This window comes from Proteus sp. G2609 (genome assembly GCF_963896135.1).
Lineage (GTDB): Bacteria > Pseudomonadota > Gammaproteobacteria > Enterobacterales > Enterobacteriaceae > Proteus > Proteus mirabilis.
The window spans coordinates 212,665-226,100 of record NZ_CAWQNB010000039.1 but is presented as its reverse complement, the minus strand read 5'-3'; the positions used below and the strand labels follow the sequence as shown (position 1 = coordinate 226,100).

The window sequence follows — 13,436 nt, the reverse complement described above, 5'->3', positions numbered from 1 at the left end:
GGCGAAAAATATTTGATCAGGATGCAATTGAAAAATTGCGAGGCTACTTTGCCAGTGTTTGTGCTGATTTTGATGTTGAGCTGGTTGAAATGGATGGGGAACGGGATCTCGTTCATTTACTGATTAATTACCCGCCAAAACTGGCGATATCTAATCTGGTTAACAGCCTTAAAGGGGTGTCGAGTCGATTACTTCGACGTGATCGTCCTGATATTGCCCAACGTGATTACTACAAGGGGGTTCTTTGGTCGCCGAGTTATTTCGCGGGGAGTTGTGGTGGCGCAGCAATATCTATTATCCGCCAGTACATTGAGCAACAGGAAACACCGAGTTAGTTAAAAAACCGCGCCTTATATCCCCGACCTGAAGGACGGGGTTTTACGGTGCTTTGGATAAAATCTAATTATTCTGGTAGCACAATATAGCGTTGATAAACCATTTCTAAGTTATCTAATAGCCATTGTTTACCTAAAATCGGCTCTTCTTCTAAAACAGCGCGAAGGATATCGATAGTATAGGCCTGCGAAGCTTCATAAGAGAGAGGCAAATAACTGATATGCCAAGGCTCATAGGCAATATAACTCTCTTTATCGGTAAAAGGGCGATAAAAATCGTAAGCTGACATATTTTCAGTCAGCCAGTCATTAAGTTGTGCAAAATAGCCCCCTTGTTCATACTCCCAAGGTTCTAATTGCAATGATTGCCCATTAGGTAAACGGAAAGGATCGTAAAAATCAATTTCGGTGCCCCAATGATGGCGACTTGCTCCGGGTAATGCAGACCATTTTAAAATCGCCTCACAGCGTTGGCCTTCTGATAATGTCTGAATATCAATAGGTTGACTTTCAGCATCTAATACAGGGCGAGTGCCTTCAAATTTGCCATTCCATATCGCTAATTGACGTTCAAAACTTCTAAATGAACTGGCAGGCATTAATTTAAATCCCGCTTTGGCCGCTTGTTGTTGTAACGCTAAAAAGGCTTTTGTCGCATTAAACTGTAAATGATGTCGCTCTGATAAAGTCACTAAATGATCCGTAGAACGACCCGTTAACATTAAAGGGGTTATCATAAAATAATCTGCTCCATGATCCGCTGATAGATGCGACTAAGTTGTTGTAAATCAGCAGCACTGACACACTCATTTACTTTATGAATGGTGGCATTAATAGGCCCTAATTCAACAACTTGTGCACCCATTTGGGCGATAAATCGTCCATCGGAGGTGCCTCCGCTAGTTGAAAGCGTTGGCTCTATATTGGTGTAGTGTTTTACTGAATAACGTACCGCATCCAGTAATTTTCCTTCACCAGTGATAAAAGGTTGCCCAGATAAAGACCAAGAAATGTGATAACGCAGCTGATATTTTTGTAATAATGCTTCAGTACGTTGACGAATTTCTTCATCTGTAATAGCGGTGCTAAAACGAAAGTTAAACTGTATAAATAACTCACCTGGGATCACATTATTACTGCCAGTTCCACTATTAATATTGGCAATTTGCATGGTAGTGGCGGGAAAATACTCATTGCCATTATCCCATACTGTATTCACTAACTCGTGAATAAAAGGTGAAGCCATATGAATAGGGTTCTGTGCAAGGTGAGGGTAAGCAACGTGGCCCTGCGTCCCATAAATAGTGACATTTGCTGTTATTGAACCCCGTCGGCCATTTTTTATCATATCGCCGAGTTGATGCTGACTTGATGGTTCACCCACTAAGCAATAATCAAGTCGCTCTCCTCGAGATATTAATGACTCGACCACTTTAACGGTACCATCATGAGCATCGGCTTCTTCATCAGAGGTAATTAAAAAAGCAAGACGTCCACGATGTTGTGGATAAGCATGCACAAATCGTTCAGCCGCGACAACCATGGCTGCGAGAGAGCCTTTCATATCGGCGGCACCTCGGCCATATAACATTCCATCACGAATAGACGGCTCAAAAGGCGGGTGATCCCATAATGCATTAGCGCCGGGAGGAACAACATCGGTATGTCCTGCAAATGCGAGGGTTTCTCCCTCACCACCACGACATGCCCAAAGATTTTCGGTCTGACCAAAAGGCATTTTTTCAATGGTAAAGCCCAAAGGTGCTAATCTTTCGATGATCAGTTGCTGACAACCTTGGTCATCTGGGCTTACGGAAGGTCGAGAAATAAGTTGTTGTGCAAGTTCAATAACAGGGCAGGACATAAAAATTAGGCTCCTGTAAAAGTCAGGTAATCATTAGCATTAAAACCTACCATAAAACGATTATCAGAAGAGACTAAAATTGGACGTTTAATAATGGCAGGTTTATCAAGCATAAGTGCAATGGCTGCATTCACATCAGTGATAGCATTTTTTTCTTCATCAGATAATTGACGCCAAGTTGTTCCTCTTTTGTTCACCAATGTCTGCCAATCTAAATTTTCTGTAAAGGTGAGTAATAATGCTTCCTTCAAACCGTCTTTACGGTAATCATGAAAAACATAAGGAATATGATTATCATCTAGCCATTTACGTGCTTTTTTGATTGTATCGCAATTTTTTATGCCGTACATCGTGTATGTCAGGTTAGTAGTAGACATGATATTTTCCTTATATGACAATACGTAATATTGGTATCAATACGTATAAGTGTTATACAGATCCAAAGTAGCAGGTTTTGTTGTAGTGAAAAATCCTATTTACATTATAAAATATATTGGATATTAACCTGTCACCTAAGTGTAACGAATTGTGTAACGTAGAGTAATAGAAATAAAGATTTCCGTTGGTAAAAGAAAATATGAAAAGTATTTCACTGAGTCTTATATTGCTTTTACTCTCTACTTTTAGCTGGGCTAATGAAGATGAAGACAGCAAAAAGGTTGATGAGTATAAAACAGCCCTACAGGCATTTTTTAACAGTGATTATTTATTGTGTTTAGGCGAAGGGAAATGGCCCGTTTACAGTAATGAAAATGATGCTCCATGGGTTTTAGAGCGAATGAATGCATTAATGGATGCTGGTTTAATTGAACAAACTGTCGATGGTGACGAGTGGGTGTTCTCTCTAAGCGAGAAGGGACGAAAAGCTTGGCAACCATATCAAGATTTTTGTTATGGACACCTTTTTATTAGCCAAATAAAAGAGATACAACCTATCGATTCAGATAAAAGTACTATCTATTTTTATTATGGTGTCAAAGATATTCCTGCTTGGGCTAGAAATAGTGATGTACAGTCAGCATTTAGTGAACTGGATATAGTGATTAACGGTATCAACCGAGAGCTTTATCAGTTAAAAATTGAAAAGTTACCCGATAATCACTTCAAAGTATTAAGTTATCCTGTCCCTATTGAGTGATTTTCTAAAGTGAGAGAATGGCTTCCTTAAGAACTTAATTACCCCGACTTAATGTCGGGGTAAATTCGTTTAGTGCTGATGCTTAATTAAGATAAGGCTCGCCGCTAAACGTGATGTCACTTGTAGTTTCTTTAAGATATTACGAATATGTACTTTGACGGTTTCTTCTGAGATAAACAGATTTTCGGCAATCTGTTTATTTTTCATTCCCACCGCCACTTCTTGAAGGACATCAAGCTCTCTTTTTGTTAATGCAGATAGCGGATCAGAATAGTTTTGTCTTAATTGGATATATTGCCAAACTTTTTCACTGTAAACGGGGCGCCCAACCACCGCTTTACGTAAACTGAGTAGCAACATATCAAGTTCACACTCTTTCAATAAATAACCGTTAGCACCAGCATCTAATGCAGCATACACATCATTGCGAGAATCTGAAATTGATAAAACCAATACATAAGATGTTAAACCACAGCGACGCAGAGAACGAATAATATCAATACCAGAGCGTCCTTGAAGGTGTAAATCCATCATAATAAGATCAGGATTTAACTGTTTTGCTGTGGTGATTGCTTCTTGAGCATTGCCACTTTCGCTTACTACAATAAATTCCTTGTCTTGCTCTAACAATAGCCGTAATCCATATCTCATGATAGGGTGATCATCCACTATCATAATTGAGTAGCTAGGCATAACCCCTCTCCCTAAAAAATAATATGCGTAATCTTTTCAACAGCAGAAAATAAAAAATAAATTCCAAATAAGGAATAAAAATTAGAATCAGATATCTTATTAAAACAATAAGAAAATAAAATTGACGGTTGGCAATATTACACCAATTATTGTTACGGGTAAAAAAGAAAATAACCAAAACGACTAATAAAAGTTCTAATGATAGATAAATCCTTTTATTACAATGTATTAAGTTAATTTTTAACTATATTAAAATGCAACTACAAGTAAAAATAGTTATTGATTTATAAAACAATATAAAAAGTTTAATTATTTTAAGAGTTAATTTAGTTATAGATAAATAATAAACAAAGATTGTATTTTTTCTGTTCGTGTTTATTTCCATAATGAAATTAAACTGGGTTAATAATATACCCATAAATAGGTATGAACAGTTTATAATAAATGAGATGAACTAATTTGAAAAAAGTGTCGATACCATCATGATTTAACGAGCTATTACCATTATACTAACCAAGCCCTTACCCTATTGATACAAAGGATATGAAGATGGAAGACAAACTACAACAAAGTGCATTGGATTTTCATGAATTCCCTAATCCTGGCAAAATCACAGTGACACCAACTAAACCACTAATAACACAACGTGACTTAGCATTAGCTTATTCACCGGGTGTTGCGGCTCCTTGCCTTGAAATTGCGGCTAATCCTTTAGCTGCGTATCGCTTTACAGCGAAAGGTAACTTGGTTGCCGTTATCTCTAATGGTACGGCTGTTTTAGGACTTGGTAATATTGGCGCCTTAGCAGGAAAACCTGTGATGGAAGGTAAAGGCGTATTATTTAAAAAATTCTCCGGCATTGATGTATTTGATATTGAAGTGAATGAAACCGATCCTGATAAATTGGTGGATATTATCGCTTCATTAGAACCGACTTTTGGTGGGATCAATTTAGAAGATATTAAAGCACCGGAATGCTTCTATATTGAACAAAAACTGCGTGAGAGGATGAATATCCCTGTCTTTCATGATGATCAGCATGGTACGGCAATTATTTCTACGGCCGCTATTATCAACGGGTTACGTATTGTTCGTAAAAATATTGATAAAGTTCGCTTAGTGGTTTCAGGTGCCGGTGCTGCTTCTATCGCGTGTATGAACCTTCTTGTCGCTTTAGGGCTAAAGCGTGAAAATATTGTTGTTTGTGACTCAAAAGGGGTTATTTATCAAGGCCGTGAAGCCAATATGGCAGAAACTAAAGCGGCTTATGCGATTAAAGATAACGGCAGCCGCACACTTGATGATGTGATCAACGATGCCGATATTTTCTTAGGGTGCTCAGGGCCGGGGGTACTGACCCAAGAGATGGTGAAAAAAATGGCACGGGACCCGCTGATCCTTGCGCTAGCAAATCCGGAGCCAGAAATTTTACCACCGTTAGTCAAAGCGGTACGATCAGATGCGATTATTTGTACCGGACGCTCTGATTTTCCTAATCAGGTCAATAATGTTCTCTGTTTCCCGTTCATTTTCCGTGGTGCGCTGGATGTGGGGGCAACCGCTATCAATGAAGAGATGAAACTTGCCTGTGTACATGCAATTGCTGAATTGGCACTGGCAGAACAAAATGAAGAGGTTGCTAGCGCATATGGCGATCAAGAACTGTCATTTGGTCCAGAATACATTATTCCAAAACCTTTTGATCCACGTTTAATTGTTAAAATTGCGCCTGCCGTTGCAAAAGCTGCAATGGATTCAGGTGTGGCAACCCGTCCAATTGAAGATTTCGCCGCTTATATCGAACACCTCAATGAATTCGTTTATAAAACGAATTTATTTATGAAACCTATCTTTGCTCAAGCGAAAAAAGAGAAAAAACGCATTGTATTGGCGGAAGGGGAAGATAACCGCGTTCTGCATGCGACTCAAGAATTAGTCACTTTAGGACTTGCTGAGCCGATCCTAATTGGTCGTCCTAGTGTGATTGAAATGCGTATTCAGAAATTAGGCTTACATATTCAAGCGGGTAGAGATTTTGAAGTTGTAAACAATGAAAACGATCCGCGTTTTAAAGAATATTGGCAAGAATATTATCAAATAATGAAACGTCGTGGTGTTTCGCAAGAACAAGCTCGTCGAGCCGTTATTGGTAATCCAACACTAATTGGCGCAATTATGGTACGTAGAGGAGAAGCAGACGGCTTGATCTGTGGAACCGTGGGAAGTTATTCGGAACATTTTGAAATATATAAAAATGTTTTTGGTTTACGTGAAGGATCTAATACTGCAGGGGCGATGAATGCACTATTACTGCCTAGTGGCAACACCTTTATTACTGATACCTATGTAAATGAAGATCCTACCGCTGAGCAACTTGCTGACATCACTATAATGGCGGCAGATACTATTCGTCGCTTTGGTATTGAGCCAAAAGCAGCATTAGTATCCCGCTCAAGTTTTGGCTCTTTTGACAGCCCATCATCCATAAAATTAAGAAAAGCGTTAGAGCTTATTAAACAACGCGCACCAGAATTAGAAATTGATGGTGAAATGCATGCTGATGCTGCTTTAGTTGAGTCAATTCGTCGCGATATTATGCCAGACAGCCCACTAAAAGGTTCAGCTAATCTGTTAGTGATGCCAACAATGGAAGCGGCGCGCATTAGCTATAACTTATTACGTGTCACTAGCTCCGATGGGGTAACGGTAGGTCCAGTGTTAATGGGAGTTGCTAAGCCTGCCCATATTTTAACGCCAATTGCATCTGTTCGTCGCATTGTTAATATGGTGGCATTAGCTGTGGTTGAAGCACAAACACAATCTCAACGCTAATCGCTAAACTGATTAAAATAACCACTTTAAGCAAAGCGCCTTTTTTAATAAAAGGCGTTTTTATTTTACGGTATCAATCTGTCAACATTAAATACAAATAATTATAACAATGATATTGATAATTATTATTATTAATATTAATCTAAGCCTATATTAAAAATAAGTAAATATAACTATAAGGTTAATATGTTTTTTTCAATATCTAAATGGTTCCTGTTATTAGTTTCACTTATTACTGTCTGCGCATGTAGTACAGTAGAAAAAAACACCGTACCTAGCACAACTCCCGCTATTATTACATCAGCCAATATTATTGATACGCGTACAGGAAAGACAATCACAGCTAATGCGCTATTAACTCAATTAGCCAGCCAATCGCGGGTGATTGTTGGCGAAAAACATGACAATCAATATCACCATGAGATTGAGTATTGGTTAATGACACAACTTCCCAATAAACGTCCTCAAGGTGCGGTTTTATTAGAGATGTTGACGCCAGATCAGCAAAATTTAGTTGATAATACGAAAAAACGTTACTCTAGCTCACAATATTTACGTGATGAACGTTTAATGTCTGTACTCAATTGGAATAAAGGCTGGTCTTGGAAAGGGTATGGCAATCTGATTAAAGAAGGGCTACAAGCAGATTATCCATTGTTAGCTGCTAATATCGATCGCAGTGATATTACAAATGCATATAAAAATCCACCTAATATTGAAGGTGAATATTCAACGCAACCTGCTGTTCGTCAGCTTATTAGTAAAACTATTGAGCTTTCTCATGGTGGTGCACTTGATAAAACACAAATTGAAAAAATGACCGTGATCCAACAACTGCGTGATCGTGCAATGGCAAAAAGTTTATTAAATGCCCCTATGCCCGCACTGTTGATTGCCGGCTCATTTCATGCCACTAAATTAATGGGTGTACCTTTACATATTAAGGATTTAGCCCCTAATGAAACAGTCACGGTACTTATTATGGCAGAAGAAGGTAGCGATATTACCTCTGAACATGCCGATTATTTGTGGATAACTCCTGCAGCCCATCCTTGATTATTGATAATACGCATATGTTGATCTCCTCTTCCGTTAACCAAATGGCGCAATTACAGCCTTGTCGATATTCAGGCTTTATTTTATCAATAGTATTTCATTTTACTTTAGTCATTAGTTATTTCTATATCACGCAACAACGCCCAGTGATAATCCATCAACCTGCACCGGCTGTTATGCTTAGCTTAAGTGAAAACGTCCAAGCGGTGAATAAAGAAAAACAGATTGTCGGTGTTGATCAGCAAATGGCTGTCGCCAGCCAAAAAAAACAGCAGCAAGAGATTGCGGAGAAACAACCCAATCTTATTATTAATGAAAATGCAGATATTTTGCTTGAAAAGCCGAAAAAAGTGCTACAAAACCAGACCTCAGTTAAGGTTGCCCCTTCAATTGCACCAACCAAACCTTCACCTATTGTCAGTGAAAATGTATCGAGCCTATCCGCGCCCTCAACAAGTCATTCTGTTGCGAAACAACAGGCTAACGATGTTTCTGCAAATTATGATAGTGATGCAAATAAAGAAGCAGATGCCTTGGCATTATGGCAAGCTAAAGCCAAAGGTCATTTAAATCGTTATAAAGCTTATCCTGAAGAAGCGAAAAGAAAAGGGCGTACGGGAGCACCTAAAGTGCGTTTTATTGTTGATGGACAAGGTTATGTCATAGCCTGCGAATTGATTAATAGCAGTGGTGTGCGCTCACTAGATAAAGAGGCACAAAGTGTTATTAAGCGTGCTCAGCCATTACCAAAGCCCCCAGAAGAACTGCTTTTTAATGGTCAAATAACAATTGAAATGGCAATTGAATTTTCCACATTGACTTTATAATCCTAACATAACAAGGAATTAAACATGTTATCCGCGACAAGAAAAACGGTGACGCAGGGATTAACAGGTGCCATGATGGCAATCTTGATCACCGCAACACCGACAATGGCTCAAACAGAGAAGGACGTTATTATGATGCCACCGAAAGCGAATAAAATCCCCCATGTGATGACAGAACATGGTGACTCTCGTACTGATAATTATTATTGGCTTAGGGATGATGCACGCAAAGATAAACAAGTTATTGACTATCTTAAGGCTGAAAATGCTTATACTGAGTCAGTAATGGCAGCGGGCAAAACACTAGAAAATACGCTCTATAATGAGATGGTCGAGCGTATGGCACAAAATGATGCCTCAGTGCCTTATGATTATAATGGCTATACTTACCAAACCATTTACCAAGAAGGTAAAGACTTTCCTATTTATCAACGTAAACCAATAGGAAGTGATGGAGAATGGGAAATTCTTGTTGATGGTAATGAACGAGCTAAAGGACATGAGTTTTATCAATTAGGTGATTTAGCCATTAGTCCAGATAACAAACGTATTGCTATTGCTGAAGATAAAGAAGGACGTCGCAACTATACAGTTGCTTATAAAGATCTGACAGATAAAACATGGCAAGAGAATGTTTTAACCAATATTTCAGCAAATTTAGTGTGGGCAAATGATAGCCAAACACTGTTCTATGTAGATAAAGATCCGCAAACTTTATTGCCATACCAAATTTATCGCCATCAATACGGTAGTGATAGAAAACAAGACGTGAAAATCTTTGAAGAGACTGATGATCGTTTTTATACCTGGATGGAGAAAAGCAAATCAGAAGATTATATTCTAGTCACTATTGCAAGCTCTACAACCTCTGAATATCGTTTAATTGATGCCAATGCACCAGAAAAACCCATGGTGGTTTTTTCTCCTCGCCAAGAAGGTCGAGAATATTATATCGATCATTTTAAAGGTGAATTTTATATTCGCTCTAATCATGAAAGTGAGCTATATGGTCTTTATAAAACGGCCTCTATCGATGCACCTTGGCAAACCGTAATTGCTCCTCAGCCAGAAGTAGACTTGGAAAGCTTCGAACTGTTTAATCGTTGGTTAGTGCTTGAAGAGCGCAAACAAGGTTTAGTGTCATTACGCCAAATTGATTGGAAAACAGGACAATCAACAAATATTATTTTTGATGATCCTGTCTATATGGCATGGCTAAGTGTCAATCCACAAGCTGATAGCGAAGAGTTACGTTTTGGTTATACCTCAATGACCACGCCTTCTTCTACCTATCAATGGAATATGCAAACCAAAGAAAAACAATTGCTTAAACAGCAGGAAGTGAAAGGCTTTAAGCATGATTTGTATGAAAGTGAACGTATCTGGGTAAAAGCACAAGATGGTGTAGAGGTGCCTGTATCGCTGGTTTATCGTAAAGACTTATTTAAGAAAGGCGAAAATCCAATCTTAATTTACGGTTATGGCTCTTACGGCAGCAGTATCGACCCCTCGTTTAGCTCTGCCCGTTTAAGTTTATTAGATAGAGGTTTTGTATATGCCATTGTCCATGTTAGAGGTGGTGGTGAATTAGGCAAACGCTGGTATAACCAAGGGAAAATGGAGCATAAAGTCAACTCCTTTACTGACTTTATCGACGCCACAAAATACCTTATTAACCAAGGTTATGGTGCACCCAAACATGTCTACGCGATGGGCGGTAGTGCTGGTGGATTACTTATGGGAGCCGTTATCAATATGGCACCTGAACTCTACCGTGGTGTTGTGGCCCAGGTACCATTTGTAGATGTTTTGACAACCATGCTGGATGCTTCTATTCCATTAACAACAGGTGAATATGAAGAGTGGGGTGATCCTGCAGATAAAGACGTTTATTTCCGCTTAAAATCTTATAGTCCTTACGATAATGTTGAGGCTAAAGCCTATCCTCATTTATTGGTCACTACAGGTTTACATGATTCTCAAGTTCAATATTGGGAGCCGGCAAAATGGGTGGCTAAATTACGTGAATTAAAAACAGATAATAATTTACTTCTGCTTGAAACCGATATGAGTGCAGGACATGGAGGTAAATCCGGTCGTTTTAATCGTCTACGTGATACTGCGAGAGAATATGCCTTTATTTTAATGTTAGAGCAGCCTGATATTTATTTTAAGACACAAAATATCAAGTAATTAAATCAAGCCTTTTAAATTTTTAATGATTAGCCTGTCTCTCTTTAATGAGAGACAGGGTTAATGCTATTGATTCTTATCTTATAAAACAATAATAACAATATCGTTATTTATTAAATTAAATAACTTTTAGCTTATAGAAAGCAAAGTGAGCCTATTTAAATAAAACAAAGAATAGGTTTATTATGAAAACTCAATTAACAAGGAACATACTTGGCTCTTGTATTTTATTTTCTGGTATTCATTCTCTGGTATTTGCGGCTGAAACGGAAAAAACAGTTCAATTTAGTAGTTTAAAAGTCTCATCGGCACAAAAACAAACACCAGAGCAAAAAGCGTTAGCTAAGCCGGGGGCTTATAGCGCTATTGGTGAAATCAATAATCTTAGCTCGGTAGAACAAGCATTACGATCTACACCGGGAACTTACACCCAAATGGATGCCAGTCAGCCGGGGGTTGGGGTTAATATCCGGGGATTAAGTGGTTTTGGTCGAGTCAATATGATGATTGATGGGGTGACACAAACGATGTATAGCACGTCACCTAGCCAATATGCGCATGGTGGACAACCATACAACCAGTTTAATAGCATGATCGATCCTAACTTTATTGTGCAAATTGATATTTCTCGTGGTCAACAAGATGGTGAAAATAGTATTAATGCATTAGCGGGGAGTGCTAATTTTAAAACAATAGGTATTGATGATGTTTTATTTTCTAATCATCGTTGGGGAATAAGAAGTAAAGCGGCTCGAGGGACTAATGGATTAGGTTATAACGGTATGGTTGCGATTGCAGGAAAACAGCCGATACTTAATCATGATGGTTATATTGGCGCTATGTTTGCCATAAGTGGACATAATATTGAATCTTCTTATAAAAATGGGGCGGGTTTTAATAGTCATGAGTTTGCAACCACTAAAGACTTTAACCAAAAGCCACATTCTGAATTAGCAAAAATATCGTTTAAACCCAATGATTCTCATGAAATAGAATTAAGTGGTCGGTTTTATAATAATAAATTTAATCGAAGAACCATAGAGAGCCAAGATTATTATGCTAAATATCGTTATACCCCGCTAAACGATCTTTTTGATAGTGAAATATTATTGAGCAGAAGCCAAGCTTCACAAAAATTTGCCGGTGACTCTTTAATGTCATTACGCAATGGGCATGCGAAAAATATTTCCAATGCACTTGTCGCTAAAAATACCAGTCGATTTAATTATCATGAGCTGGATATGGCACTAACATTAGGCACTAAACTGATGTCGATTGATTATAATCGAGAAGTGACAGCTCCTTCGAGCGATCCATGGCAATCACAAAATATGATTGAATACAATGTATTTGCTCCGCAAGGAAAAAACGACATCAGCAGTCTTTTTTCACAAATAAAATTTGAATACGATATTTATACCCTCGCATTAAATTTAAACTATACGGATTATCATATTAAAGGATATAAACCCGCTTGTGATCCCAAAGCAGCGTGTTTCCCTGAAGGTGCGATGAATGTTAATCGCCACGAAAAAGCATGGGAGCCGGGAGCACTCTTTTCTGCACAAATTATCCCTGAATTTGAACCATTTATCAGTTATGCCCATACGACAAGGGCGCCGAACCCACAGGAAATTTTCTTTGCTAATGAAGGTGGGGCATCGATGAACCCCTTTTTAAGAAGTGAGAAAGCGGATACTTTCCAAATAGGTTTTAATAGTTATCGCCCTGATTTAATTGTTGCCGGAGACAGCTTTCGCTTAAAAGCACTTTGGTATCATACTAAAGTTAAAAACTATATTTCCAGTGATTCTTATAATGTTTGTAAAGGGGGTAAACGCTGTAAAATCGATGGCACTTTTACTGACGATGACTACAGTGGCATGGAATACGATGGAAATATCTATTTATACACAAATAGCCTTGATCCTGTCACGATGAGAGGCTATGAACTACAAGTAAACTATGATGTTGATGTATTTTATACCACACTTTCTTATAGCAATGAGCGTACCTCACAACCCACTTCTCTTGCGATGGGGGATTTTGGGCAAAGTCCTGCATCAGAACTTCCCAAATACTACGCAACAATTGATGCTGGTGTGAGGTTATTCGATGACCGATCTCTCGAATTAGGCACCATCATTCAAATTACCGGTAAAAGTCGTAAAGCTTCAGCTGAAGGGTTTGATTTTGATACAGGCACTATTCCCATGGTCGAACAAGAAAAAATCCCTACCGTGATCAACGCGTACGCTAACTATCAAATGAATAAAAATGTGTCATTAAAATTTGCGGTACATAATCTCATGAATAAAAATTATTCAAATGCACTTGATAGAAGTAATTCAGCGCCAATTATGGATGAACAGGGACAAAATAAACAAACGGCTAGAGGCAGAAGTTTCCTGTTTGGTGGAGAAATTCGTTTTTAATATAAACGGTAATATACCGTGAAAGCAGGGCGAAAGCGTTTTCTGCTATCCATCGTTACCAAG

11 protein-coding genes are annotated in these 13,436 nt (G+C 38.4%); 7 read left to right on the top strand and 4 right to left on the bottom strand.

Annotation, left to right across the window (positions count from 1 at the left end; translation table 11 throughout):
- Positions 1-335: IS200/IS605 family transposase (tnpA, locus tag AACV01_RS13335; protein ID WP_161683070.1), on the top strand; the 335-nt coding region annotated here is incomplete at its 5' end.
- A gap of 68 nt (positions 336-403) precedes the next feature.
- On the opposite strand, the gene AACV01_RS13330 is transcribed toward tnpA, so the two are convergent.
- From AACV01_RS13330 to AACV01_RS13320, 3 genes are read right to left on the bottom strand one after another with little or no spacing between them, the layout of a single operon-like run.
- A complete protein-coding gene (locus AACV01_RS13330; RefSeq protein ID WP_004248277.1) occupies positions 404-1,072 on the bottom strand; it encodes a M15 family metallopeptidase in 669 nt (222 codons plus the stop codon).
- The gene (dapE, locus tag AACV01_RS13325; RefSeq protein ID WP_020945839.1) at positions 1,069-2,199 is read right to left on the bottom strand and encodes a succinyl-diaminopimelate desuccinylase; all 1,131 of its coding nucleotides are present in this window, start codon (positions 2,197-2,199) and stop codon (positions 1,069-1,071) included. Before dapE ends, AACV01_RS13330 begins: the two co-directional genes overlap by 4 nt.
- Positions 2,200-2,204: 5 nt before the next feature.
- Positions 2,205-2,576 (bottom strand): ArsC family reductase, encoded by a 372-nt coding sequence (locus AACV01_RS13320; protein WP_004248275.1) that lies wholly within the window; start codon positions 2,574-2,576, stop codon positions 2,205-2,207.
- A 200-nt stretch (positions 2,577-2,776) separates the two neighbouring features.
- Between AACV01_RS13320 and AACV01_RS13315 the strand changes: the two genes are divergently transcribed.
- Positions 2,777-3,337 (top strand): hypothetical protein, encoded by a 561-nt coding sequence (locus AACV01_RS13315; RefSeq protein ID WP_004248274.1) that lies wholly within the window; start codon positions 2,777-2,779, stop codon positions 3,335-3,337.
- Positions 3,338-3,406: 69 nt separating this feature from the next.
- On the opposite strand, the gene AACV01_RS13310 is transcribed toward AACV01_RS13315, so the two are convergent.
- Positions 3,407-4,030 carry a response regulator gene (locus AACV01_RS13310; RefSeq protein WP_004248273.1) on the bottom strand — a complete coding sequence of 208 codons (624 nt, stop codon included), beginning with the start codon at positions 4,028-4,030 and terminating at the stop codon, positions 3,407-3,409.
- Positions 4,031-4,579: 549 nt separating this feature from the next.
- Here AACV01_RS13310 and maeB point away from each other — a divergent pair.
- The 5 genes from maeB to AACV01_RS13285 all read left to right on the top strand — a co-directional run bounded on the left by maeB (position 4,580) and on the right by AACV01_RS13285 (position 13,373).
- A complete protein-coding gene (gene maeB / locus AACV01_RS13305; protein WP_004250839.1) occupies positions 4,580-6,862 on the top strand; it encodes an NADP-dependent oxaloacetate-decarboxylating malate dehydrogenase in 2,283 nt (760 codons plus the stop codon).
- Positions 6,863-7,048: 186 nt separating this feature from the next.
- Positions 7,049-7,918 (top strand): ChaN family lipoprotein, encoded by an 870-nt coding sequence (locus AACV01_RS13300; protein WP_004248271.1) that lies wholly within the window; start codon positions 7,049-7,051, stop codon positions 7,916-7,918.
- On the top strand, positions 7,891-8,745 hold the full coding sequence (locus tag AACV01_RS13295) for a TonB family protein (protein WP_223304308.1): 855 nt from the start codon (positions 7,891-7,893) through the stop codon (positions 8,743-8,745). The genes AACV01_RS13300 and AACV01_RS13295 overlap by 28 nt, the downstream gene beginning before the upstream one ends.
- 24 nt (positions 8,746-8,769) lie before the next feature.
- On the top strand, positions 8,770-10,938 hold the full coding sequence (locus AACV01_RS13290; RefSeq protein WP_080973416.1) for a S9 family peptidase: 2,169 nt from the start codon (positions 8,770-8,772) through the stop codon (positions 10,936-10,938).
- A gap of 185 nt (positions 10,939-11,123) precedes the next feature.
- On the top strand, positions 11,124-13,373 hold the full coding sequence (locus AACV01_RS13285; protein WP_161683068.1) for a TonB-dependent receptor domain-containing protein: 2,250 nt from the start codon (positions 11,124-11,126) through the stop codon (positions 13,371-13,373).
- The last annotated feature ends 63 nt before the right edge of the window (positions 13,374-13,436 follow it).